This window comes from Arthrobacter sp. MMS24-S77 (assembly GCF_054888235.1).
Genome location: NZ_JBTZRN010000001.1, coordinates 959,933 through 983,286, shown reverse-complemented (window position 1 = coordinate 983,286; position 23,354 = coordinate 959,933). Strand labels below are relative to the sequence as shown.

Below are 23,354 nucleotides of genomic sequence, written 5' to 3'. Positions count from 1 at the left end.
CTTCATGGCCAACTGGGTCTATCCACTGGGAACCGCCAACGACGGCGATTGGGACATTTCGCTCGGAACCTCCGATTCCGCCTTGGCCGTGGATGGTTGGGCCCACACCGGGCTCAAGGTCGCCACGCTCGCCGCGGGCACCGCCGTCGAACTCCCCGCCGCAGCGGAAGAGCGGATCATTGTGCCGCTCAACGGCGGCTTTACGGTGAGGGTCGACGACGTCGAGTACCCCCTCGCGGGGCGGGCGTCCGTTTTCCACGGCCCCAGCGATGTCCTGTATTCCGGCACCAACACCGCTGTCACCATTAGTTCGCCCGACGGCGGCCGCGTCGCCGTTGCGACGGCCCCGGCCAACGCTTCGTATCCGACCCGGTTGGTCACCGCCGCGGAAACCCCCGTGGAACTGCGTGGCGCAGGCAATTGTTCCCGCCAGGTGCACAACTTCGGCACCCCCGCAGCCCTCGAGGCAGACCGTTTCATCGTGTGCGAAGTGCTTACCCCCGCAGGCAATTGGTCCTCCTATCCCCCGCACAAGCACGACGAGGAAAAGGACGGCGAGACGCAACTCGAGGAGATCTACTACTTCGAGACCCGCGTGGCTGACGGCTCTGCTGCCCCTATAGACGCCGATGCGATCGGCTACCAGCGCGTCTACGCCTCCGATGAGCGCCCGATCGATGTGGCCGCAGAGGTTCGCACGGGCGACGTCGTGCTGGTTCCCTATGGCTGGCACGGCCCGGCCATGGCTGCTCCCGGCTACGACTTGTACTACCTGAACGTCATGGCCGGCCCGGGACCCGTGCGCGAATGGCTCATCAGCGACGACCCCCACCATGGCTGGGTGCGGCAAAGCTGGGATGGACAGGACATCGACCCCCGACTGCCGTTCGGCGCCTAAGGAGTCCGCGCACCCAACTAACTCGCAGTTGTTGTCGTTTCGACGGCCCAAAACGACAACAACTGCGAGTCAGTTGGGGCCCCTAACGCCTAACCGGCCTAGGCCGTCACAAGCTCCACCCTGACCGGAACACCGCTTGCCAGGGACTCCTGCGCGGCATCCGCCACGCGTGACGCCGCGACTGCGTCCTCCGGGGTGCACGGGTTTTCCCGCTGGCCCAGGACCAGTTCAACGAAGGCCGCCATTTCGGAGCGATAGGCCTGGTCGAAGCGTTCGGCGAAGGTCTTGTGGGGTTCTCCGGACGGGAAGGCGATCCCGGCCTCGGCTGATTCCATGGCTGTCTTGTCGTCCAGGCCGACCATGATGGAACGCTTCGAACCCTGGATTTCGAGGCGGACGTCGTGCCCTGCACCGTTGTAACGGGTGGCGGATACCGTGCCGACTGTCCCGTCGTCGAACGTGATCAACGCCAGCGCTGTGTCCACATCCCCCACTGCCCCGATGGCGGGATCACCGTTGTTGGAACCCTTGGCGTAGACCTCCACGATTTCGCGGCCGGTCAACCAGCGCAGGACGTCGAAGTCGTGGACCGAGCAATCGCGGAACAGCCCGCCGGACGTCGCCAGGAATTCCACGGGCGGCGGGGCCATGTCGCAGGTCACGGCACGCAGCGAGTGGATCCAGCCGAGCTCCCCGGCCTGGTAGGCGCGCTTGGCCTCGAGGTAACCGGCATCAAAGCGGCGCTGGTGGCCGATCTGCACCACGCCGTCGTTGGCACGGATGTGTTCCAGGACGGGCAGCGAATCGGCCACATTCATGGCCACGGGCTTCTCGCAGAACACCGGGATACCGGCGTCCACTCCCGCGCGGATCAATTCCGGGTGGGTGCCCGTTCCGGTCGCGATCACCAGTCCGTCCACTCCGGAGGCGATCAAGGCCTCTACCGACGGCAGGAATTTAGCGCCGAGACCAGCCGCCACCTTGCGGGCGTGGTCTTCGGCGACGTCCGTGAGCCGTAACTCCACGTTGATGCCCTGGGAATTCAGTTCCCCGTTGAGGGCGGCGATGTTGTTGGCGTGCATCACGCCGATCCGCCCTACTCCAACCAGCCCGAGAACGACGTCTTTCATAGTGCTACCTCCGTTGAAAAAGCTGAACTGTTCCGGGACTCCGTAGCCTCAACCGTGAACGCCCGGCGGAACGCCTCAAGCGCCGCCATGTCGTCTCCGCTGGCCCACGCCTCCATGCCGACGGTCCCTTCATAGCCCGCAGCCGCGAGCGCCCGGGCCACGGCCGAGTAGTTGATTTCGCCGGTGCCGGGCTCGCAGCGGCCCGGCACATCCGCCACTTGGATCTCGCCGATGTGAGGCAAGGCTGCGCGGACCAGCTCGATGAGGTTTCCCTCCCCCAATTGTGCGTGGTACAGGTCCAGCATCATCTTCACATTGGGGTGTCCGGCGGCTTCCACCAGCGCCAAAGTGTCCTTGGCACGGGCCAGTGGAATTCCGGGGTGGTCCAGCACGGTGTTGAGGTTCTCAAGGCAGAACGTCAACCCGTGCTTCTCCCCGAGTGCGCCGAGTCGCTCCAAGGTCCGGGCACCCGTGATCCACATGTTGCCGTTGGAGCGGTAGACCGGACGGGCTGCCTTCCCGTCGATCAACTCCGCCGAGTGCACCACCATGCGGCTGACGCCGAGTTCCAAGGCGGTCGGGATCAGCGTTTCGGCCGTCTTCACCACGTCGTCGGCGGTGTCGGCGTCGACCAGGCTCCCGGCGGTGTACCCGGTCATGGAGGAGAAGACTGCGCCGCTCGCCTTGAGTGCCGCGATGTCCTTGCTCCTCGAGTCCCAGAGTTCGACGTCGAATCCGGCCTCGTGGATCCGACGTACCCGTTCGGCGAACGGCAGTTCCGTGAAGACCATTTCGGCGCATACGGCCAGCCGCATCAGACACCGGCCTTGCTGTTGCTCGACACGGCGGGGACCGCCACCGGTCCGCCTTGCTTGACCGACTCGATGCAGGCCAAAGCCATCGCGAGGGCGCGGCGCGCGTCAGCTGCTCCCGGGGTGAGGGTGAAAGCGCCCGGCGGCGGCTGCTCGCCGTCACGGCGTGCGCGGACTGCCGCCGCGAAGTCCACGAGTTCATCGGTGTAGGCATCGCGGAACAGTTCCACGTTGAGCCTCGGAGTTTCGGCGGAAAGGCCCTCTGCTGTGTACCTCAGGGCGGCCGTTTCAGTGGGCCGTCCGGCCTGCACCATGCCCTTGGAACCGAAGACCTCTCCCCTGACGTCGTAGCCGTAAAGAGCACTGAAGTTGGCTTCGGCCACGGCCAGGGCTCCATTGCTGTAGCGGATGGTGACCACGGCGGTGTCCAGGAATCCCTGGTCACGCAGGCTCGGTTCCACGAGCGCGTCGGCCGCAGCGTAGACCTCCACCGGCTCGGCACCTTCGTTGAACCAGTTCAGGGTGTCGAAATCGTGGATGAGGGTCTCCAGGAAGATCGTCCAGGCCGGAATCCTGGCTGCATGGCCGATGCTCCCGGTGCCGGGATCCCGGGTCAGCGAGCGCAGGAGCTGGGGTTCCCCCACAATTCCCTCGGCCAGATCCTTCTTGGCAGCTTGGAAATCGGTGGCGTATCGGCGGTTGAAGCCGATCTGGAAATGCACCCCTGCCGTTTCGACGGCGAGGAGCGCGGCGTCGAGCTCTTCGAGGCTTTGCGCAGCGGGCTTCTCGCAAAAAACGTGCTTGCCGGCGGCTGCGGCTTGGGCGATAAGGGACGCATGGAACCGTGCCGGGCTGGCAATGATCACGGCGTCGATGTCCGAATCGGCCATGATGTCCGCGGCATCGGCCGTGACTTTCGCCGTACCAAGCTGGGCCGCCACGGACCCTGCGGAGTCCACGTTGGGATCGGCGACGGCGGCCAGGACCGCACCGGGAACCCGGCGGGCTATGCTTTCGCCGTGGAACGCACCCATCCAGCCGGAGCCTATGAGGCCAAGCCGCACGGGGGTGGGAAGTCCGGAGGAGTGCTGTTCGATGTAGGCCATGGGCCCATCCTTTCGATAGTCAGTACAACAAATGTTCAGGCGGGGGTGTTGCCTTCACCCGGGAATCCAATGCCCACTTGGCGGCGGATCTCATCGGCAACTTCCATGGTGCGGATGGAGGAGGACAGGGTCCGCTGCGGGGTTTCCGTCTCGCCGGCGGCGATGGCGCGAGCCACTGCGGCCGCTTCGTAGTGCAGGCCTTCGAAATGCCCGCCGGCGGGTTCGTTGTGGCGGAGCCGCGTGCCGTCCGGGAACCGGATCTCGAAGCCGCCGGGCATGTTGAAGGGGCCATCAATGGTCAACGTGGCCTCGGAGCCAACGATCGTCGCCGCCGTCGGGGTGAAATTATGCAGATGCGTGTTCATCACGGCCTGGTTTCCGCCCGGGAATTCCATGATGGCGGAGAGCTGGGCGTTGACACCGGATTCGTGCGGCTGGCCGAAAGCGCTCAACCGTTCCGGAGCCCCCAGGACTTCGGTGATGAGGGCCAGCGGGTAGGTGCCCAGGTCAAGCAAAGGCCCACCAGCCAGATCCGGATCGAAGATGCGGTGGCTGCGCTCGAAGTGCTCGCCGTACTCCGCCAGGACGGTCGTCACGGTACCCAGCGTCCCGGCGTCGAGCACTTGCCGGATCACGTCGAACTTCGGCAGGAAGAAGCTCCACATGGCCTCGGCGGCGAAAACGCCCGCTGCCTTGGCCCGCACGGCGATATCCTGGGCCTGCGCCGCGTTCAGGCCGATCGGTTTCTCGATGAGGACGTGCTTGCCGGCATCGAGGGCGAGCACTGCGGCGCCGTGGTGGAAGTTGTGGGGCGTGCACACGTACACAATGTCGATGTCCGGAGCCGCAGCCAGCTCTTCGTAGCTCCCGTAGGCGGCGGGCACGCCGAAAGCGTCCGCGAACGCCTTGGACCGGTCCAAGGAACGGGAGCCGACGGCGGCGATCACCTGCCGTGAATGGGCCTGAACCGACTCCGTAAAGCGTTCGGCAATCCACCCCGGCCCCATGATCCCCCAGCGCAACGCGGGAGCGTCACGGGAATCCGGAACGCGGGACACCGGCAGACCGGATGAAGCCATCAGTAGACCACTTTCGTGTAGGCACCGTCGCTGTGGAGTGAACGGATCATGGCCTGTGCAAGCTGCGATGCCCGCAGGCCGTCCTCCCCTGTAGCCAACGGCGCGGGCTCTCCCTTTTCAAGCGCGGAAATCCAGGCCTGGAGCTGCAAACGGTAAGCATCGGCGAAGCGTGGACGCCAGTCGGCGGGAATTTCGGAACTGCGCCTTCCCGCCTGCCGGACATCGAGGGCAGCCGGTTCCGGCAACGCAGCCGTGCCAAACTCCGACACGACCTCGCACCGGGTGGTGTAGCCGTACTGCGCGTTGAGGAAGAGCTCGAGGGTGGCCAGGGTGCCGTCGGCCGCGCGCAGGAGCATGAAGGCGGGGTCCCTCAAATCACCGGTGCTGTGCCGGGAACTCCGCCCCGCTTGCCACGACACCTCCGTGATGGGCGAGTCCAGGAGCCAGGGGATGATGTCGAGTTCGTGGATCGCGGAATTCGTGATGGCGGATTCCGAGCTTGTATCCGGCCCCGCGGACGCAGTCCGGCTAGTGCAGTGGACCTGCAAGGGCTCGCCTTGGGTGCGCGCCCGGGTGGCTTCGCGCAAAGCGACGTAGCCGGGATCGAACCGCCTCATGAAGCCCATCGACAACAGCCGGGCACCCGTTGCGGCAAGGAGATCGGCTTCGGCCTCCACCACTTCGCGGCTTTCCAGGAGCGTAGGAGCCAGCGGCTTTTCGCACAGAACAGGGGTCATCGCTTCGAAGCATTCCAGCACCAGTCCGGCGTGGGTGGAGTCATGCGAAGCGACGACGACGGCGTCAACGTCACTGGAGTTGATCAGCTCGGAAGGGTCGGTGGTGATGCGTGCGGATGGCGGCGCCGCGGCCGCCGCACGTCCGGCGTCGAGGTCTGCCACGAAGGTGACTTCGGCCCCGCTGATGGTGGTGGAGAGGTTCCTGATGTGGTCTGCGCCCATGACACCGGCGCCGATGACGCCTACCCGGATCGGCATGTTGTCTTCCCGTCTTTTACGTTCGTTCACGTTCCCGCGTTGGCATCGCGAGCGGGGGCCCGTCCGGTTTTCCGGCGGACCCCCGTCTCCGTCCGCGCTATCTCCCTGCGCGCTAGGCGTGCCGCGGGCTGCTTTCCCTTGAATCGTCAGCAACGCCAGCGACGTCGGTCACTTCTGTTACTTCGGCGACTTCGGCTTGGACTTCCTTGAGGGCCTGGGTGTGGCCGCCGAGTTGTTCGAGTTCGTGGGCGAGTTCGGCAAGTTCCGCGCCGCCGGCCATCTGGGCGGTCAGCTCGTCCAGGGTGATGTCCTTCTTGTCGTAGTAGCCGATGGACTTGCCGCGTTTGAGCAGCAGGAACCGGTCACCGACCGGGAAGGCGTGGTGCGGGTTGTGGGTGATGAAGATGACCCCCAGCCCGCGGTCGCGGGCCTGCAGGATGTAGCGGAGCACGACGCCGGACTGCTTCACCCCGAGGGCGGCGGTGGGTTCATCCAGGATCAGGACCTTCGCCCCGAAGTACACGGCCCTGGCGATCGCCACGCACTGGCGTTCACCGCCGGAGAGCTGGCCGATGGGCTGTTCCACATCGCGCAGGTCGATGCCCATCGCGGCCAGTTCCGTCAGGGTGATGTCCTTCATCTTCTGGACATCCATGGACTTGAACGGGCCGAAGCCGGTGGTCAGTTCCGAGCCGAGGAAGAAGTTCCGCCAGATCGGCATCAACGGCACCACCGCCAGATCCTGGTACACGGTGGCGATCCCGGCGTCCAGGGCGTCGCGGGGCGAGTTGAACTTCCGCTCCTCCCCCATGATCTTCAGCACGCCTTCGTCGTGCTGGTGGAGTCCGGCGATGATCTTGATCAGCGTGGACTTGCCCGCGCCGTTGTCCCCCAGCACGCAGGTGACGCGGCCGTTGTCCACGGCCATGGTCACGTCCCGCAGGGCGATGATGTTCCCGTAATGCTTGCCCACCCCGTCCAGGGAGAGCAGGTGCACGGGGGTGTGGGTCAGCGGGTCCTTTTCATCCTTGAGCAGGGTCTGCTGGTCGATCTGTTTCGCGTTCATTGTTTTGTCCGGCCCTTCTACTTGAGCTCTGCGCGGCGTTTGACGATGAGGTTCACGATGGTGGCCAGCAGCAGCATCAGGCCCAGGAAGAACTTGAACCAGTCAGGGTTCCACTGCGCGTACACGATGCCCTTGTTCGCCATCCCGAAGATGAACGCACCAATGGCACCGCCCACCGCCGAGCCGTAGCCGCCCGTGAGCAGGCAGCCGCCGATGACCGCGGCGATGATGTACAGGAACTCGTTGCCCACGCCCTCACCGGACTGCACGGCGTCGAAGGCGAAGAGGTTGTGCATGCCCAGGATCCAGCCGCAGAACCCGACCGCCATGAACAAACCGATCTTCGTCCTGGTCACCGGGACACCCACCGCACGGGCAGCGTTCGCGTCCCCGCCCACCGCGAAGATCCAGTTGCCCACCTTCGTGCGCAACAGCACCCAGGACGCAATCGCGACCAGGATGATCCAGAAGAACACCGTGATCTTGACCTCGACGCCGCCGATGCTGATCGAGGACGCGAACACCGCGTGGGCCGACTCGAAACCGTCCAGCTTGGAAATCGACGGCGAGGAAACACTGCCGCCGATGAGGCGGGTCAAGGCCAGGTTCAGGCCTGTGAGCATCAGGAACGTCGCCAGCGTCACGATGAAGGACGGCAGCTTCGTCTTGACCAGGATCCAGCCGTTGATGAAGCCGATGCCGAGCGAAACGACGAGCGCCAGCACGACGCCGACCCACGCGTTCATCGAGAAATACCAGCTGAACAGGGAGGCCGTCAGAGCCGAGGAAATCACGGCCACGCCGGTGGAAAGGTCGAACTCACCGCCGATCATCAACAGCGACACCCCCACCGCCATGATCCCGATCGTCGAGGAACCATACAGCACGGTCGCGAGCGCGTTCGGTTGCGTGAACGTCTGGGACACGGACGCGAAGAAGATGAAGAGGACGACCGCCCCCACGAGGGCGCCGACTTCGGGCCTGCCCAGAAACTTCTGGACCGGGCTACGGCGTCCGATCCGCTCATCGCCGGGGGCCGAAGCCGGTGCCGGCGGCAGGGTTGCTGTGTTTGCCATAGGAAGAACTCCTTGTTGGTCAGGCCGCGCGGCGGTCGCCCGCCGCGCGGCCAGAATCCTGGATCTAGCGGACGCCCTGCTGGGCGAATTTGAGAACGTCGGAGGCGTTGGACTTGTCCACGATGGTGGGACCGGTCAGGACGGGCTGGCCGCCACCGAGCTTGAAACCTCCGCGCTTGGCCTGCCACAGGGAGTCAACGGACATGTAGCCCTGGAGCCACGGCTGCTGGTCCACGGTGAAGATCACAGAGCCGTCCACGATCTTCTGGGCGAGGTCCGCATTCAGGTCGAAGCTGGCCACCTTTGCAGAGCTGCTGGCGTCCGTGACGGACTTGAGGAGCGTGAGGGTGATCGGCGCGCCCAAGCCGATGATGACATCTGCATCCTTGGCTGCCTGGAGCTTCGCGGTGGCGGTGGACTGGACCGCGGTCATGTCCTTGCCGTCGACGTACAGGATCTCAGTTCCGGGCACCTTCGCCTTGACGCCGGCACACCGTGCTTCGAGGCCGACGTGGCCCTGCTGCTGGATCACGCAGACCGGGTGCTTGAAGCCCTGTGCCGCGAGCCTGGTTCCGACGGCCTCGCCGGCGAGCTTCTCATTCGAACCGAAGTGGGTGAAAGCCCCGAGCTGTGCCGAGACGCCCTCACCAGCGTTGAGGCTCACCACCGGGATGCCGGCATCGGTGGCCTTCTTGAGGACGTCCTTGAGGGCGTCCGGGGTGGCGAGGGTGACAGCAATACCGTCAACCTTCTGGTCGATGGCCTGCTGGACGAGCTGGGCCTGGCGCCCGGCTTCGGGGTCGCTTGTGTAGAGAAGCTCAACATTGTCCTTCGCAGACGCTTCTTCTGCACCCTTGCGGACGATGTCCCAGAACGTGTCCCCTGCTGCCGCGTGGGTGATGAGGGCGACTTTCATGCGCGGAGTGCTGACGGCTTGTCCGCCGCCCGCGGCGTTACCGCTGTCAGCTGGCTTCCCGCCTTGGCTGGAACAAGCGCTAAGAGCCATCATCGGAACGACGGCCGCAACGAGTGCCGCCTTCCGCCAGGAAAACTTCTTCACGATTTATCTCCTTTGATTGGGGTTGTGGCCCTGCCACTCTGCAGGAGCTCAAAGCCCTCTACACAGATCATGGTGACTCGCCTCACAGATGTCAATACTTTGTCCTGACATTAGGATGTTTTTACGTGAGTTGGTCATGTGGTCCCCCGCGAACACCGTCCAGATCGGGGCTAGGGGGCCGGCCGGGCCGTGGTACTTCGCACAACCAGGACGGGATCAATCAAGGTGCGCTCGGGCTTGAGGGCGGGGTCCTCGATCCTGGCGAGCAGCCTTTGAGCGGCGTCAATGCCGACAAGGTCGCTGCGGTTGTCGACCGAGGTGATGTCCAGGTACCTCGACTTAGCCAGTGGAGAATTGTCGTAGCCGATCACCGAGACGTCGCCGGGCACACCCAGCCCGCGCGCCTTGAGGGCGGCGAATGCCCCAACGGCCATGGTGTCGTTGGCCGCGAAGATCGCCGTCGTGTCCGGATGGTGGTCCAGGAGCCAAGAGGCGGCGGCGTAGCCATCTTCCTCCGAAGTACCTTTGGACTCCGCAACCAGAAGTTCGACGCCGGCCGCCTCGATCTGGCGCCGGAAACCGGCGCGCCGGTGGGCTGACGCGCCGTCGGACCCTGAGAGATGGCCAATGCGGGTATGACCGAGCCCCAGCAAGTGGTCAGCGGCCATGCCGCCCCCGCCGTCGTCGTCGTTGGTGATGAGATCGGCACCGGTCGGCACCCCCTTGCGCCACCCGGCCACCACCGTGGGAACCCAGGTCCGGTCCAGCATGGACTCGCTCGGCTCCGCCGCGATCACCAGCCCGTCAACATGCATGGCAAGCAACCCATCGGCGGCTTCCTTGATACGGTTCTCGCCGGGCCGGGAGTCGGCCAGCATGACGTGGTAACCGAGGTCCGAAAGAACCGACTCCATGCCCCTGAGGAGATCGACGAACCAAAGGTTCCTGTAGTCGTCAATCAGCAGGCCGATGCTCTTGGTCCGATTGCTCGCCAGCGTGGTCGCGGCCCTGCTGGGACGGTAGCCGAGCGCCGACATTGCCGTCTGGACCGCTTGGCGGCGCTTGTCGCTGACCCTTTCCGGCGACTGGAGGACCAAGGACACCAACGACGGCGAAACGCCGGCATGTTTGGCAACGTCATAGATGGTCGGGCGGCGGGTTTTAGGACTTGTCGCACTCACGATTCGGGGAACCTTTCCACTCTGTTGTCAAGGGTATTCGCAGGACATTGACAGGACATACTCACATGATTAGGCTTTGAGTCCAGTGCTAAATTGTAGCGCTCCAAAATGCCGCAAGGGGTGTTCGGCACCCAGGCTTAATTTCGAAGGAGAAATCAATGGCTGAGAGCCTAGGGGTCGCCGTCATCGGCGCAGGAATGGCCGGCAAGGCACACGCGGCGGCCTACCGCACAGCGTCCGCCCTTTACAGCCCCGTGCTTCCGCCGGTGCGCCTCGTGTCCATCGGCGATGTGAACGCAGAGTTCGGGTCCCTCGCCGCCCGACGTTTTGGCTACGAACGCAATGACACCTCGTGGGAGGCGATCGCCGAAGCGGATGACATCGACGTCGTGAGTGTCGTCATCGCGAATTCCCTCCACCGCGAGGTGGTCGAGGGACTCCTGGCCGCAGGCAAGCATGTCCTCTGCGAGAAGCCGCTGAGCGACTCCCTCGAGGATGCCCGTGCCATGGCCGAAGCCGCCCGCAGCGCTTCCAGCATCGCGCGCATCGGCTTTACCTTCCGCCGCACGCCCGGTATTGCCTACATCCGCGATCTGATCCGCACCGGCGTCCTCGGCAAGGTGCTGCACTTCAGCGGCCGCTACTGGACCGACTACGGCTTCAGCCCGTCGGCTCCCATGAGCTGGCGCTACAAGGGCGGCCCCGGTTCCGGCGCATTGGCCGACGTCGGAAGCCACCTAGCCTACGTCTCCGAGTTCCTGTGCGGCGACATCAAGTCGATCAGCGGCGGGCGCCTGAGCACCGTCATCGACAAGCGCCCCCTGCCGCTCGCCGCCGTCATGGGCCACGACCACGCCGCAGTAAGCGACACCTTCGAGGCCGTGGAGAACGACGACTATGCGGCCTTCAACGCAGAGTTCGAGAACGGCGCAGGCAGCTTTGAAGTCTCCCGCGTTGCAGCCGGCCACGCCAACAGCCTCAACTTCGAAGTGTTCTGCGAGAACGGTGCGGCCAAGTTCGACCAGCGCCGTCCCTCCGAAATCCAGCTGTTCCTCAACGATGGCTCGGGCAAGGAGAACGGCTACCGCCAGGTCATCCTCGGCCCGGGCCACCCCTACATTGCGGGTGGCCTCGCCATGGACGCCCCCGAGGTCGGCTTCGGCCAGAACGACGCTTTCGGCTACCAGGCCCGGGCGTTCCTCGAAGAGGTTGCCGGTTTGCCGGAATCCGAGTCACTCCCCCGCTGCGCCACGTTCGACGAAGGCGTGCGCAACATGGAACTGCTCGGCGCCGTCACGGAATCCGCACTCAACAACGGAAAGACCATCACGCTATGAAACTCGGCGTCTACAACGCAATCCTGCATGACCGCCCGCTTCCCGAGGCCCTCAAGGTCATTGCTGATCTGGGCCTCACGGGAATCGAGGTCAACACGGGCGGATTCCTGCCCGCCGTGCACGTCCCCACCTTCGACGACATCCTGGTATCGGATGCCGCGCGGGACGACTACCTCGCGATCTTCGAGGGGACCGGCGTCGCGATCGCAGGCCTGAACTGCAACGGCAACCCCTTGCACCCGAAGCGTGAGATCGGTGAGAAGCATGCCGAGGACATCCGCCGCTCCATCCGGCTCGCAGAGCGCCTCGGCCAGAACCGGGTGGTGACCATGTCCGGACTGCCTGGCGGGGAGCCCGGCGCGACCGTGACGAACTGGATCGTCAACGCGTGGAATTCGGCGGCTTTGGATGTGTTGGATTACCAATGGGACATCGCCGCGAAGTTCTGGCGCGAGACTGACCGCCTGGCCGCCGACCATGGCGTGAAGGTAGCCCTCGAGCTGCACCCGCAGAACATCGTGTTCAACACTGCCGATGTTCGCAAGCTCATCGAGCTCACGGGAGCCACCCACGTGGGCGTTGAACTGGACGCTTCGCACCTGTTCTGGCAGCAAATGGATCCGGTGGCCGTGGTCCGCGAACTCGGCCCGCTGGTTTTCCAGGCAGCCGCGAAAGACGTCCGCGTGAACACGTCGAACGCCGCTCTCTACGGGGTCCTCGACAACAGCTTCCGTCGCCTCGCGCCGGACGAAAGCCGCACCAACCTCGGCGGCGACGAGTGGGCCAACGAGTGGCCCAAGAACTCGGCCTGGGATTTCGTTGCCCTCGGCCGCGGGCACGACACCGCCTACTGGACCGAGTTCCTGCGTGCGCTTCATGAAGTGGACCCGAACATGCTGGTCAACATCGAACACGAAGACACTTCACTCGGCCGGATCGAAGGGCTCGAGGTGGCGGCGAAGGTCCTGCGTGACGCAGACGCTGCGCTTTCGGCGTCGCTGAACGTGACGGCATAGCAGGTTCCGGGACAACGAGAGGGCCTCATCCGAGATTCGGATGAGGCCCTCGGCGCTGGCCCGCAAGGCCTTCCGTTCCCGTCCTTGGTATGCTGGATGATGAATCCATAAAATAGTCAAGCAAGGACGTGTGCTAACGGGCAAGGAGGCAGTCATGGAAGAGTTCGCGGATTTCCGGGCACCGCTGTACGAGGTGAAGGCCAATCTGTTCAAGGGGCTGGCCCACCCGGTCAGGATCCGGGTACTGGAGCTGCTGTCGGCGGCGCCCGAGGTGTCAGTGACAGAGCTTCTGGCCGCAACGGGCCTGGAGGCTTCGCACCTGTCCCAGCATCTGTCGGTGCTGCGCCGATATCACCTCGTCAAGGGAGAGCGACGGGCACTGCAGATGTTCTACACCTTGGCGTACCCGCAGGTCGCGGAACTCCTCTCCGTGGCGAGACTGCTGCTCGGCGACATGCTGCAGACCACCCGGGCGCAGCTTGAGACCTCGGAAGCGACTGCGCCCGCGTCAGCCTCAGCGGCTAGCACCCGGTGAAGGGCCTCATCGCGGTCCGGGCTTTCCTGCCCGTGCGGCGGGATTACGCGCTGCTGCCGCGTACCTGGAAAGGAGACCTGGTCGCCGGGGTCACCGTCGGCATCGTCGCGCTGCCGCTGGCCTTGGCGTTCGGCGTCAGTTCCGGCGCGGGGGCGGCCAGCGGACTGATCACCGCCGTTATCGCCGGCGTGATCGCGGCCGTCTTCGGTGGTTCCAATATCCAGGTCTCCGGACCCACCGGCGCCATGGTCGTGGTTCTGGGCCCGGTCATCGCAGCCCACGGGCTCGGTGCACTGGCCGCAGTCTCGGTCCTTGCCGGGGTGATAGTGGTGGCCGCCGGGCTACTCAAACTCGGGCGGGTCGTGACGCTCCTGCCTTGGCCGGTGATCGAGGGCTTCACCGTCGGAATCGCGGTAATCATCTTCCTGCAGCAGGTCCCTGCCGCGGTCGGGGCCAAACCCGGGCCCAGCAGCAACGCCGTCGTCTCGGCCATCCAGGCCATCGGCACTGTGTCCCCAACCTCGGTTCTTGCCCCGGTTGCCGTGGTAGCTCTGGTGGCGGTGATCATGGTTGCCGCACCGCGGATCCACCCCCGGATCCCGGGCTCGCTCATCGCGATCATCATCGCCACTGTGGCCGCGCAGTTCCTCGACCTGCCCGTGACCCGGATCGGAGCCCTGCCCGCTTCCCTGCCGGCCCCGATGGTGCCCTCCCTGGACCTGGCGACGATCACCGGGCTGGCCGGGTCCGCGGCCACGATCGCGGCCTTGGCCGCGATCGAGTCGCTGCTCTCGGCACGGGTCGGGGCGTCGATCTCCGATACCGGCCCCTACGACGCGGACCGTGAACTCCTGGGCCAGGGCCTGGCGTCCGTCGCGTCCGGATTCTTCGGTGGCATGCCGGCCACAGGTGCCATCGCCCGCACCGCGGTGAACATTCGCGCGGGCGGCCGGACACGCCTCGCCGCCATAACCCACGCGTTGGTCCTGCTGGCCGTGGTGTACCTGGCCACCGGCCCGGTTTCCCGCATCCCCCTTGCCGCGCTGGCCGGGGTGTTGATGGTCACCGCGACACGCATGGTCTCCCTCAAGACGCTGCGCAGCGTGATCGGATCAACACGCGCCGACACGGTCGTATTCTTCGTCACCGCCCTGATCACTGTGTCCTTCGACCTGATCCAAGCCGTGGAAATCGGGATCGCGGTCGCCGCCTTCTTCGCCCTGCGTGCCTTGGTCCGGTCCAGCGGAGTGCACCGCGAGGAAATCCCCGGCCCGGTCCACGAAGGGGACGAGCACATCGCTGTGTTCCGGCTCGATGGGGCTTTGTTCTTCGCCGCCGCCGAGCGCGTCCTGGAGCGGGTCAGCGCCATCCGGAACGTCGACGTCGTGATCATCCGCATGTCGCAACTGCAGATCCTGGACGCAACCGGGGCCAGAACAATCACAGACATCGTCCAGGCCCTGGAACGGCGCGGAATCACCGTGCTGATCAAAGGGATCCAGGAGCGCCACCTTCGGCTCGTCACCCAGGTGGGGGTCCTGGACTCCCTTCGCCACCACAAACACCTGTTCACCGAACTGGCCCCCGCCGTGGAACACGCCCGGAGTCACGTCGCCCGCGCACGCGCCACCCACAACCCCGACAAGAACCCGTAGCCCCTACTGGACTTTGGAAATGTACTTGCCCATAGTCTCCAGCTGGTACCGGGAGACCTCGTTGGCGTTGTCGTCCTCGGCGAAGACGCTGGACACCATGACGGTGTTGTCCTTGTCCAGGAACCCGATTTCCTTGAGCCCACCAAAGAACTCGTCCCAGTTGACGTCGCCGTCGCCGATCTTGAGGTGCTGGTGCACGCGGACGGCGTTGCCGGGCGGGTTGGTGATGTAGCGCAGCCCGTGGGAGGCGTGGTGGTCCATGGTGTCGGACACGTGGACCAGGCGCAGCTTGTCCCCCGCCGCCCGCATGATGTCGAGCGGCTTGTTGCCCATGTGGAATGTGTGGGAGGCAACGTAGACCATGCCGATGTTGGGCGAGTTCACGCCACGGATGACACGCAGGGCTGCAAGTCCGTCCTCCACGAAGTCGTCCGGGTGCGGGTCGATGAGGACGTCCAAGCCCTCACGCTCGATGATCGGAAGCAGCTCTTCCATGGAGCGGTAGAAGGCCCTTTCGGACTCCTCTGCCTTCTCCGGGCGCCCGCTGAATTCGGTGTTCATGGTCTGCACGCCAAGATCAACCGTGATCTGGATGGCACGCTTCCAATAGCGGACGGCAGCCTCGCGGGCGTCCTCATCCGGTCCGGACCAACGCAGCACGGGAAGCACCGAGGCGATCTCGACGTCGGCGTCCTTGCAGGCCTTCTTCAACTGGCCCACCAGCTCGTCGTCGGCCTTGGGGTGGTTGAAGAACGGGATGAAGTCCGCGTGCGGGGTCAGCTGGAGGTATTTGTAGCCGAGATCGGCGGCCAGCCGCGGAAATTCCAGCAGACCGTGGCTGTGGTGGAACGGGGTGGGGTCGAGGGCAATCTTCATGGTCACTCCTACTTGTACAGCTCGGGCTTGGTGTTGAGCTGTACCGCGACCTTTTCGCCCGACTTCTGGGCCTCGACGCCTGCCTCGCAGCAAGCAGCGGTGGCGTAGCCATCCCAGGCGGTAGGACCGCCGATTTCGCCGCGGCGCGCGGCGTCCACCCAAGCCTGGACCTCGACGTCGTACGCGGCACCGAAGCGCTCTTCGAAACCTGGCGTGACCTTGCCGCCCCAGCGGCCGGCGCTGCGGACGTAAGGACCGCCGTCGCCACCGATGCTCACGATGCCGTCCTCGAAGGACGCCTGCGTGGCAACTTCATAACCGAACTTCGCGTTCACGTAGATCTCGACGTCGGCCAGGACACCGGACTCGGTCTCGATCAGGACGTGCTGGGGGTCGTGCTGGCCGTTCGGGGCGTTGCGCGTTGCCTTGCCCAGGCGGACCTGCACGGAGGTGATTTCCTCGCCGGTGAAGAAACGGATGGCATCGAATTCGTGGACCACGGAGTCGTTGATGAGCATCTCGTTGGTGAAACCCTCGGGGGTGTTCGGGTTGCGGTGCTGGTGGTGCAGCATGAGCAGCTCGCCGAGTTCACGGTCGCGGATCACGGAACCCAAGGCGGCGTATTCGGCGTCGAAGCGGCGCATGAAGCCCACCTGGATGCGCTTGTGGCCGGTTGCCGTTTCGGCTTGGACAACCTTCCAGGCGCTCTCGGCATCCGGGGTAAGCGGCTTTTCGCAGAGGATGGGGAAGTCCTTCTCAAGTGCCTTGTAGAGGATTTCCTCGTGCAGGAAACCGGGGGTGGCAATCAGCACGGCGTTGACGTCGCCGTTATTGAGGGCCTCTTCGGCGCTGGCGAGGGCCACTGCGCCGTCGATCCCTGCAATGGCGGCCTGCGCGCGGGCGAGGTCGACGTCGACGACGGCGGCCACTTCGGCGCCGTGGATGCGGGTGCTGAGCCGCTTGATGTGGTCGGCGCCCATGCGGCCTGCGCCGATGACGGCCACGCGGAGAATGTCAGTCATTGTTTCTGTCCTTAGGTGTCTGGGCTGTTGTACTACTGCACCGTAGTGCGGGAGCCGCACGAGAGCAGGTAATTGCGGGTGCGCTTGGCGATGGGCATGGGGACGTCGAAGGCCACGGGGTACATGTCCTGTTCCACAATGCCAAAGATCGGTCGGTTGAGTCCTTCAACGGCCTCAATGACTGCGCGGAGATCCGGGAGGCCGTTCGGCGGTTCGGTCATGACACCGGCCAGGTTGGCCGCGGCCCAGGTCATGTTCTCCTCGTTGACTTGTCTCAGGACATCCGGGTTGATCTGCTTCAGGTGCAGGTAGCCGATGCGGTCGGGGTAGTTCTTGATCAGTTCCAAGCTGGACGCACCGCAATATTCGGCATGTCCGGTGTCCAGGCAGAGGTTCAGGTACTGCGGATCGGTCTCGGCGAGCAAGTGCTCGATGTCGGATTGGGCGCCAACGTGGGAATCTGCGTGGGAATGGAATTGCTGCTTCAGGCCGAAGTCTTCCAGCAGCACCTTGCCCATGCGGTTGTGGCCGGCGAACAGATCGTTCCAGGCTTTCTCGGTGAGTACCCCGCTTTCCACAGCCTCGCCCGTGACGTCGTCGCGCCACATGGCCGGGATGACGACGATGTGCTCGCCGCCCATGGCCGCCGTCAACTCTGCGACTTTGCGTGCGGGCTCCCAGGCTTCCTCGTACTGTGCGGCACCGCGGTGGAAGGCTGTGAAGACAGTTCCAGCCGTGACCTTGAGGTCGCGCTGCTTGAGTTCCTCGGCGAGGCGGGTGGGATCGTTCGGCAAGTAGCCATAGGGGCCAAGTTCGATCCACTTGTAGCCAGACTCGGCCACTTCGTCCAGGAAACGCTCCCACGGGGTCTGCTTGGGGTCATCTGCGAACCAGACACCCCAGGAGTCCGGGGCCGTGCCGATGATGAGTTTGTTTTCTGTCATTGCAGGCTCTCAGTTGGAGGGGAAGTTGTAGGAGGCGCCGGAGGCGTGGGTGGGTTCGGGCCAGCGGGACGTGATGACCTTGCCGCGGGTGTAGAAGGAGACGCCTTCGGGACCGTAGATGTGCTTGTCGCCGAACAGCGAGGCCTTCCAGCCACCGAAGGAGTGGTAGGCCACCGGCACGGGCAGGGGCACGTTGATGCCCACCATGCCCACGGTCACGGAGCGCTGGAACTTGCGGGCGTTGGCACCGGAGGAGGTGAAGATCGCGGTGCCGTTGCCGTAGGGGTTGGAGTTGATGAGCTTGATGCCCGCGTCCAGATCCTCCACCCGGACCACCACGAGGACGGGTCCGAAGATTTCCTCGGTGTAGGCTGTCATTTCGGTCTTGACGTGGTCGATCACGGTGGGTCCGACCCAGAAGCCTTCCTCATGGCCGGGGACCACGAGGTCGCGGCCGTCAACGACCATCGCCGCGCCGGCGGCTTCTGCTTCGGTGACAATCCGGACGATGCGTTCCTTGGAGGCCGGGGTGATGACCGGGCCCATTTCGGCGTCGGGCTCGGTGCCGTTCTTGACCTTCACGGCGAGGGCGCGTTCTTCGACCTTCTTGACCAGCAGGTCTGCGGCATCGCCGACGGCGACCGCGACCGAGATTGCCATGCAGCGTTCGCCGGCGGAACCGAAGGCGGCGGCGGCCAGGTGGTCGGCGGCGTTGTCCAGGTCGGCGTCGGGCATGATGATCGCGTGGTTCTTCGCCCCGCCCAAGGCCTGGACCCTCTTGCCGTGCGCAGTCGCGGTTTCGTGGACGTACTTGGCGATCGGGGTGGAGCCGACGAAGGAGATGCCGTCCACGTCCGGGTGCGTCAGGAGGCCGTCCACAGTTTCCTTGTCGCCGTGCAAGACCTGGAACACGCCGTCGGGAAGGCCGGCCTGCTTCCAGAGCTTGGCGAGCAGCATGGAGGCGGACGGGTCCCGCTCGGAGGGCTTGAGGATGAAGGCGTTACCGGTGGCGATCGCCATCGGGGCCATCCATAGCGGCACCATGACCGGGAAATTGAACGGCGTGATGCCGGCGACGACGCCGAGGGGCTCGCGGAAGGAGAACACGTCGATGCCGGTGGATACCTGGTCCGAGTAGTCGCCCTTGAGCAGCTGCGGAATCCCACAGGCGAACTCGATGACCTCGAGGCCGCGGCCGATCTCGCCCTTGGCGTCGGAAATGACCTTGCCGTGCTCTGCCGTAATCAGGGCGGCGAGCTCGTCCACGTGGGAGGCGACAAGCTCACGGAACTTGAACAGGACCGCGGTGCGCTTGGCCAGGGAGAAGTCGCCCCACTTTTCGCTCGCGGCCTTGGCCGCGGCGACGGTGGCGTCCAAATCGGCCCGGTTCGCCAGCCGCAGCTCCGCGGAAACTGCGCCGGTGGCCGGGTTGTAAACCGGCTGGCTGCGGTCGCCTGCGCCGGCAGTTTCAACACCGTTGATGAAATGCTTGATGGTGGTCAGGGTGGTCGTCGACATGTGCGGACTTCCTTGTCTGTAGAACTTGAAGGGGAGCTGTAGAGGTCAGCCGAGCAGCTTGCGCTGGCGGTTCTTGTGGTCTGTGTAGGTCTGGTAGGCCTGCCGGGTGGATTCGAGTTCGGAGACCTGCGAGACGGGGACGTCCCACCAGGATTCGGAGCTCGGGGCGTCCAGCAAGGGGTCCGATTCGACGTGGATGACGATCGGCCCGCTGTCCTCCGGTGCGGCTTTCGCGTCGCGGATGGCCTGTTCCAGTTCGGCGATGACCTTCTCGCCCGGCTCGATCCGGATCACTTTGGCGCCGAGAGACTCGGCATTGAGGGCAAGGTCGATGGGCAGGTTCGCGCCGGCGTCGAACGAGTGCTGTTCCTTGTCCAAGACCCGGTATTGCGTGCCGAAGCGTTGCGAACCCAGCGACTCCGAGAGCGAGCCGATGGAAGCGTAGCCGTGGTTCTGGATGAGGACCACGATCAGTTTGATGCGTTCTGCGACGGCGGTGACCAGTTCCGTGTGCATCATCAGGTAGGAGCCGTCCCCCACCATGACCACGACGTCGCGCTTCTCGCCGCCCGCTGCCGCCTCGGCCAGTGCCGCACGTTTGACGCCCAGGCCACCGGGGATCTCGTAGCCCATGCAGGAGTAGGCATATTCCACGTGGTAGCCGAAAGGATCCCGGACGCGCCACATCTTATGCAGGTCACCGGGCAGGGAACCGGCCGCGCAGATGACAACGTCGGCCTCGTCCATCGCCCGGTTGGTGGCGCCGATGATCTCATTCTGCGCCGGCAGCGGAGTGTGGCGGGTATCGAAGGCCTCGTCCACAATGGCGTTCCAGCGCTTCTTCTCCGCCGCGATCGTCTGCTCCAGGTCCGCGCCCACACGGTATCCGCCCAGCGCCTGGTTCAGCTTGACCAGCGCCTTGCGGGCGTCGGCGACGATCGGCAGCGTGGTGCCGTGCTTGTAGGCGTCGATCGCGGCCACGTTGATGTTGATGAACTTGACGTCGGGGTTCTGGAAAGCAGTGCGCGACGCCGTCGTGAAGTCCTCGTAACGGGTACCGATGCCGATGATCAAGTCAGCTTCGGCAGCAATGGCGTTCGCCGCCGTCGTACCCGTGGAGCCGATGGCTCCGAGCGAGAACTGGTGGTCCCACGGCAGGACGCCCACGCCGGCCTGGGTGTTGCCCACCGGAATGCCCGTCAGTTCGGCGAACTTGGCGAGCTCCTCGTTGGCGAAGGCGTAGAGGACGCCGCCGCCCGCAATGATCAATGGCCGTTTCGCGGCACGGATGGCTTCGGCGGCGCGGCGGATATCGTCGTCGTCGGCTTCGGGGCGGCGGATCCGCCATTCACGCTCGGCGAGGAACTCCTCCGGCACGTCCAGTGCCTCGGCCTGGACGTCCTGCGGTAGCGAAATGGTCACCGCGCCGGTCTCGGCCGGGTCCGTCAGGACACGCAGGCCGTGGTGGAAGGCCGAGAACAACTGCTCCGGACGGGACACCCGGTCGAAGAACTTCGAGAGCGGACGGAAGGCGTCGTTGACCGTGATGTCATAGGCGTAGGGCAGCTCGAGCTGCTGCAGGACCGGATCGGCGGCCCGGGTGGCGAAGGTATCGCTCGGCAAGAGCAGGACCGGCAGCCGGTTGGTGGTGGCCAGCGCCGCGCCGGTCAGCAGGTTCGAGGAACCAGGGCCGATCGAGGTGCTGATCGCGAAGGTCTGCCGGCGGCGGGTGTGCCGGGCGTAGCCGACAGCCTGGTGCGCCTGGGCCTGCTCATTGCGGCCCTGGTAGTACGGCATGATGCTCGGGTCGATGGACTGGTACTGCTTGAGGGCCTGGCCCACTCCGGCAACATTGCCGTGGCCGAAGATCCCGAAGGTGCCCGGGATCAGGCGCTCCCGGTACTCACTCCCGCCCACGGTGTCCACCGTGTACTGCTTGGACAGGAACTCGACAACCGCCTGGGCGACCGTCATTCTGCGCGTTGACATTACTCTTACTCCGATACTTTCGCAGGGGTCTTCAGCGGCTCTGTCGTCTTCAAGAGCGAGGCGGCAGTGGCAACGGCCCCGGCCACGTCTCCGTCCTGCGGATACAAAAGGGTCCGTCCCACAGTCAATCCCTGGACTCCCGGCAGGGCAAGGGCGGCCTGCCAGCTGGCGAAGACCTCATTCTGGCCTGCGTCCGGATCCCCGCCGAGGAGGACTGTGGGCAGTGTGGTGGCGGCCATGACGCGTTCCATCTCGGCCACGACGGGAAGTTTCATCCAGGTGTAGGCGCTTGTGGAGCCCAGGCCCTCGGCGATGGCGATCGACTTGATCACGGCGTCCGGGGAAAGGTCGTTGCGGACCCTGCCGTTTGCCTCCCGGACGGACAGGAACGGCTCCACCATGGCAATCAGCTTGCGCGCTGCGAGGGAGTCTACCGCTTTGGCCGTGGCTTCCAGGATCGACGCCGTATCCGGGTCGCCAAGGCAGATCCGGGTGAGCATCTTTCCGCCATCGGCACCGAGCGCGTCCAGGGCGGCCGCGGTATGGCCCGTGAAGCGGTCGTCAATTTCGTTGACCAGCCCGGCAAGGCCGCCGCGGTTCATCGAACCGAAGACGAGCTTGCCTTCGAGCGCGCCGAGCAGGAGCAGATCGTCCATGATGTCCGGTGACGCCAGGACGCCGTCGACGGCGGGGTTCGCCAGTGCGATCTGCAGGCGGTCAAGCAGCTCCCGGCGGTCAGCCATGGCCACCGGGTCCGAACCAACGCTCAGGGCGCCACGGGCCGGGTGGTCGGCGGCCACGATGAAGTTCTGGACCCCGTACTTGAGCCCCGGGTGGCGGCGACGTGCGGCGGCGGCGCGGGCAACGGCGTCGGGATCTTCAAGCCGAATGGCGCTCAGGTGCTCGTAACGGCGGGGGTCATCATTGAAGCTCAACGTGTTGCTCCTTCGGAAACTGCTGCGTGGGAAGCTGCATGGGTGCCGCCGGGGGTCAGGCGGCCGCGTTCGGCGAGCAACGAGGTGACTTCCTCCGGCGTCGGCATCGCGTCCGCGCAAGAGAGCCGGGAGGCGACAATCGCGCCGGAGGCGTTGGCGTAGTCCAGGATTTGGGCCAAAGGCCAGCCGGACAGCAGGCCGTGGCAGAAGGCGCCGCCGAAGGAATCGCCCGCGCCCAGGCCGTTGACGGTCTCAACGGGGACCGGTGCGGAGACGACGCGTTCGGTGCGGGTCTTGGCCATGACACCTTCGGGGCCGAGCTTGACGACGGCGATCTCGACGCCCGCGGCCAGCAGGCGGTCGGCCTGTTCGTCCGGGGTTCCTTCGCCCACGGCGACTGCGCATTCCTTGTCATTGCCGATGGCCACGGTGACGTGCGGCAGGATCTTGGCGACTTCTGCCCGGGCCTCGTCCTCGGAAGCCCAGAACATGGGGCGGTAGTCCAGGTCCAGGATGGTGTACTGGCCCTCTTTGAGGCCGGTGCGGGGGCGGGCTTCGTGAGCCGCAATGTGCGCTGCGCGGCTGGGTTCCTGGCAGAGGCCGGTCACAGTGGACCAGAAGATCCCGGCGTTCCTGATCGCGTCCAGGTCCAGTTCCTCGGCCTTGATCTGCAGGTCCGGCGCCGTCGGGAAGCGCCCGTAGAAGTACAACGGGAAGTCGTGCGGGGGCTGGATCGCACAGAACGTGGCCGGGGTCTGAAGGCCCGGCACGGGGGTGACGAACGCGTCGTCGACCTTGAACTTGCGCAGCTCGCGGTGCAGGTAGATGCCGAAAGGGTCATCGCCGGTGCGCGTGATGACGCCGGAGCGGCGGCCGTGGCGGGCGGCCGCGACGGCCACGTTGGACGGCGAGCCGCCAAGATACTTGCCGAAGGACTGCACATCCTCCAGTCCCACACCGATGTCGTTCGGGTAGATATCAACGCTGATGCGCCCGATGGTGAGCAGTTCGTGGGTCACGGTGATCGCGGACCTTTCTGTAGTGAACTCTTCTTGCGGGACGGTGAGAGCTCCGGTGCTTTTGCCGGCCCGCAGTGAGCGGGGCCACAACCACTACTTTGCACC

Annotated in this window: 21 protein-coding genes; 5 read left to right on the top strand and 16 right to left on the bottom strand. The window is 65.2% G+C overall.

What is annotated here, in order from left to right; translation table 11 throughout:
- Positions 1–4: 4 nt before the first annotated feature.
- A complete protein-coding gene (iolB, locus tag ACX5I4_RS04580) occupies positions 5–898 on the top strand; it encodes a 5-deoxy-glucuronate isomerase (RefSeq protein WP_461835619.1) in 894 nt (297 codons plus the stop codon).
- Positions 899–996: 98 nt separating this feature from the next.
- Here the strand turns inward: iolB and ACX5I4_RS04575 are convergent, their stop codons facing one another.
- From ACX5I4_RS04575 to ACX5I4_RS04535, 9 genes are all read right to left on the bottom strand, one after another.
- On the bottom strand, positions 997–2,028 hold the full coding sequence (locus tag ACX5I4_RS04575) for a Gfo/Idh/MocA family oxidoreductase (RefSeq protein WP_461835618.1): 1,032 nt from the start codon (positions 2,026–2,028) through the stop codon (positions 997–999).
- A complete protein-coding gene (locus ACX5I4_RS04570) occupies positions 2,025–2,843 on the bottom strand; it encodes a TIM barrel protein (RefSeq protein WP_461835617.1) in 819 nt (272 codons plus the stop codon). Before ACX5I4_RS04570 ends, ACX5I4_RS04575 begins: the two co-directional genes overlap by 4 nt.
- Positions 2,843–3,946, bottom strand: coding sequence for a Gfo/Idh/MocA family oxidoreductase (locus tag ACX5I4_RS04565; protein WP_461835616.1), 1,104 nt, complete (start codon positions 3,944–3,946; stop codon positions 2,843–2,845). The genes ACX5I4_RS04570 and ACX5I4_RS04565 overlap by 1 nt, the downstream gene beginning before the upstream one ends.
- 35 nt (positions 3,947–3,981) lie before the next feature.
- Positions 3,982–5,025, bottom strand: a complete 1,044-nt coding sequence (locus tag ACX5I4_RS04560) for a Gfo/Idh/MocA family protein (RefSeq protein ID WP_461835615.1) — start codon at positions 5,023–5,025, stop codon at positions 3,982–3,984.
- On the bottom strand, positions 5,025–6,020 hold the full coding sequence (locus ACX5I4_RS04555; protein ID WP_461838645.1) for a Gfo/Idh/MocA family oxidoreductase: 996 nt from the start codon (positions 6,018–6,020) through the stop codon (positions 5,025–5,027). Before ACX5I4_RS04555 ends, ACX5I4_RS04560 begins: the two co-directional genes overlap by 1 nt.
- Positions 6,021–6,132: 112 nt before the next feature.
- Entirely contained in the window at positions 6,133–7,086 is a 954-nt protein-coding gene (locus ACX5I4_RS04550; RefSeq protein WP_461835614.1) for an ATP-binding cassette domain-containing protein, read from the bottom strand.
- Between the two features lie 17 nt (positions 7,087–7,103).
- Entirely contained in the window at positions 7,104–8,162 is a 1,059-nt protein-coding gene (locus ACX5I4_RS04545) for an ABC transporter permease (RefSeq protein WP_461835613.1), read from the bottom strand.
- A 64-nt stretch (positions 8,163–8,226) separates the two neighbouring features.
- Complete coding sequence (locus ACX5I4_RS04540; protein WP_461835612.1) at positions 8,227–9,222, bottom strand: substrate-binding domain-containing protein; 996 nt, start codon at positions 9,220–9,222, stop codon at positions 8,227–8,229.
- Between the two features lie 170 nt (positions 9,223–9,392).
- Positions 9,393–10,403, bottom strand: coding sequence for a LacI family DNA-binding transcriptional regulator (locus ACX5I4_RS04535; protein WP_461835611.1), 1,011 nt, complete (start codon positions 10,401–10,403; stop codon positions 9,393–9,395).
- A 158-nt stretch (positions 10,404–10,561) separates the two neighbouring features.
- On the opposite strand from ACX5I4_RS04535, the gene ACX5I4_RS04530 reads away from it, so the two are divergent.
- The 4 genes from ACX5I4_RS04530 (at position 10,562) to ACX5I4_RS04515 (ending at position 14,946) form a co-directional block, all read left to right on the top strand.
- Positions 10,562–11,740, top strand: a complete 1,179-nt coding sequence (locus tag ACX5I4_RS04530) for a Gfo/Idh/MocA family protein (protein ID WP_461835610.1) — start codon at positions 10,562–10,564, stop codon at positions 11,738–11,740.
- The gene (locus tag ACX5I4_RS04525; protein ID WP_461835609.1) at positions 11,737–12,756 is read left to right on the top strand and encodes a sugar phosphate isomerase/epimerase family protein; all 1,020 of its coding nucleotides are present in this window, start codon (positions 11,737–11,739) and stop codon (positions 12,754–12,756) included. Before ACX5I4_RS04530 ends, ACX5I4_RS04525 begins: the two co-directional genes overlap by 4 nt.
- 154 nt (positions 12,757–12,910) lie before the next feature.
- Complete coding sequence (locus tag ACX5I4_RS04520; protein ID WP_461835608.1) at positions 12,911–13,291, top strand: ArsR/SmtB family transcription factor; 381 nt, start codon at positions 12,911–12,913, stop codon at positions 13,289–13,291.
- Complete coding sequence (locus ACX5I4_RS04515; RefSeq protein ID WP_461835607.1) at positions 13,288–14,946, top strand: SulP family inorganic anion transporter; 1,659 nt, start codon at positions 13,288–13,290, stop codon at positions 14,944–14,946. Before ACX5I4_RS04520 ends, ACX5I4_RS04515 begins: the two co-directional genes overlap by 4 nt.
- A 3-nt stretch (positions 14,947–14,949) precedes the next feature.
- Here the strand turns inward: ACX5I4_RS04515 and ACX5I4_RS04510 are convergent, their stop codons facing one another.
- From ACX5I4_RS04510 to iolC, 7 genes are read right to left on the bottom strand one after another with little or no spacing between them, the layout of a single operon-like run.
- Positions 14,950–15,822: a sugar phosphate isomerase/epimerase family protein gene (locus tag ACX5I4_RS04510; protein ID WP_461835606.1), complete on the bottom strand. Its 873-nt coding sequence runs from the start codon at positions 15,820–15,822 to the stop codon at positions 14,950–14,952.
- A gap of 8 nt (positions 15,823–15,830) precedes the next feature.
- Positions 15,831–16,844 (bottom strand): Gfo/Idh/MocA family protein, encoded by a 1,014-nt coding sequence (locus tag ACX5I4_RS04505; protein ID WP_461835605.1) that lies wholly within the window; start codon positions 16,842–16,844, stop codon positions 15,831–15,833.
- A gap of 32 nt (positions 16,845–16,876) precedes the next feature.
- Positions 16,877–17,788 (bottom strand): sugar phosphate isomerase/epimerase family protein, encoded by a 912-nt coding sequence (locus ACX5I4_RS04500; protein ID WP_461835604.1) that lies wholly within the window; start codon positions 17,786–17,788, stop codon positions 16,877–16,879.
- 9 nt (positions 17,789–17,797) lie between these two features.
- Complete coding sequence (locus tag ACX5I4_RS04495; protein ID WP_461835603.1) at positions 17,798–19,306, bottom strand: CoA-acylating methylmalonate-semialdehyde dehydrogenase; 1,509 nt, start codon at positions 19,304–19,306, stop codon at positions 17,798–17,800.
- Positions 19,307–19,351: 45 nt separating this feature from the next.
- A complete protein-coding gene (gene iolD, locus ACX5I4_RS04490; protein ID WP_461838644.1) occupies positions 19,352–21,280 on the bottom strand; it encodes a 3D-(3,5/4)-trihydroxycyclohexane-1,2-dione acylhydrolase (decyclizing) in 1,929 nt (642 codons plus the stop codon).
- Positions 21,281–21,300: 20 nt separating this feature from the next.
- Positions 21,301–22,230 carry a Cgl0159 family (beta/alpha)8-fold protein gene (locus ACX5I4_RS04485; protein WP_461835602.1) on the bottom strand — a complete coding sequence of 310 codons (930 nt, stop codon included), beginning with the start codon at positions 22,228–22,230 and terminating at the stop codon, positions 21,301–21,303.
- Positions 22,227–23,249 carry a 5-dehydro-2-deoxygluconokinase gene (gene iolC, locus ACX5I4_RS04480; protein WP_461835601.1) on the bottom strand — a complete coding sequence of 341 codons (1,023 nt, stop codon included), beginning with the start codon at positions 23,247–23,249 and terminating at the stop codon, positions 22,227–22,229. Before iolC ends, ACX5I4_RS04485 begins: the two co-directional genes overlap by 4 nt.
- Positions 23,250–23,354 lie beyond the last annotated feature (105 nt).

What these genes read in the sequence shown, in the direction of transcription:
- ACX5I4_RS04495 (WP_461835603.1), bottom strand. Translation starts at nt 19,306, where the DNA reads ATGTCGACGACCACCCTGACCACCATCAAGCATTTCATCAACGGTGTT.
- ACX5I4_RS04525 (WP_461835609.1), top strand. Translation starts at nt 11,737, where the DNA reads ATGAAACTCGGCGTCTACAACGCAATCCTGCATGACCGCCCGCTTCCC.
- ACX5I4_RS04505 (WP_461835605.1), bottom strand. Translation starts at nt 16,844, where the DNA reads ATGACTGACATTCTCCGCGTGGCCGTCATCGGCGCAGGCCGCATGGGC.
- ACX5I4_RS04510 (WP_461835606.1), bottom strand. Translation starts at nt 15,822, where the DNA reads ATGAAGATTGCCCTCGACCCCACCCCGTTCCACCACAGCCACGGTCTG.
- ACX5I4_RS04520 (WP_461835608.1), top strand. Translation starts at nt 12,911, where the DNA reads ATGGAAGAGTTCGCGGATTTCCGGGCACCGCTGTACGAGGTGAAGGCC.
- ACX5I4_RS04555 (WP_461838645.1), bottom strand. Translation starts at nt 6,020, where the DNA reads ATGCCGATCCGGGTAGGCGTCATCGGCGCCGGTGTCATGGGCGCAGAC.
- ACX5I4_RS04565 (WP_461835616.1), bottom strand. Translation starts at nt 3,946, where the DNA reads ATGGCCTACATCGAACAGCACTCCTCCGGACTTCCCACCCCCGTGCGG.
- ACX5I4_RS04550 (WP_461835614.1), bottom strand. Translation starts at nt 7,086, where the DNA reads ATGAACGCGAAACAGATCGACCAGCAGACCCTGCTCAAGGATGAAAAG.
- ACX5I4_RS04570 (WP_461835617.1), bottom strand. Translation starts at nt 2,843, where the DNA reads ATGCGGCTGGCCGTATGCGCCGAAATGGTCTTCACGGAACTGCCGTTC.
- ACX5I4_RS04530 (WP_461835610.1), top strand. Translation starts at nt 10,562, where the DNA reads ATGGCTGAGAGCCTAGGGGTCGCCGTCATCGGCGCAGGAATGGCCGGC.
- ACX5I4_RS04575 (WP_461835618.1), bottom strand. Translation starts at nt 2,028, where the DNA reads ATGAAAGACGTCGTTCTCGGGCTGGTTGGAGTAGGGCGGATCGGCGTG.
- iolD (WP_461838644.1), bottom strand. Translation starts at nt 21,280, where the DNA reads ATGACGGTCGCCCAGGCGGTTGTCGAGTTCCTGTCCAAGCAGTACACG.
- ACX5I4_RS04500 (WP_461835604.1), bottom strand. Translation starts at nt 17,788, where the DNA reads ATGACAGAAAACAAACTCATCATCGGCACGGCCCCGGACTCCTGGGGT.
- ACX5I4_RS04560 (WP_461835615.1), bottom strand. Translation starts at nt 5,025, where the DNA reads ATGGCTTCATCCGGTCTGCCGGTGTCCCGCGTTCCGGATTCCCGTGAC.
- ACX5I4_RS04545 (WP_461835613.1), bottom strand. Translation starts at nt 8,162, where the DNA reads ATGGCAAACACAGCAACCCTGCCGCCGGCACCGGCTTCGGCCCCCGGC.
- iolB (WP_461835619.1), top strand. Translation starts at nt 5, where the DNA reads ATGGCCAACTGGGTCTATCCACTGGGAACCGCCAACGACGGCGATTGG.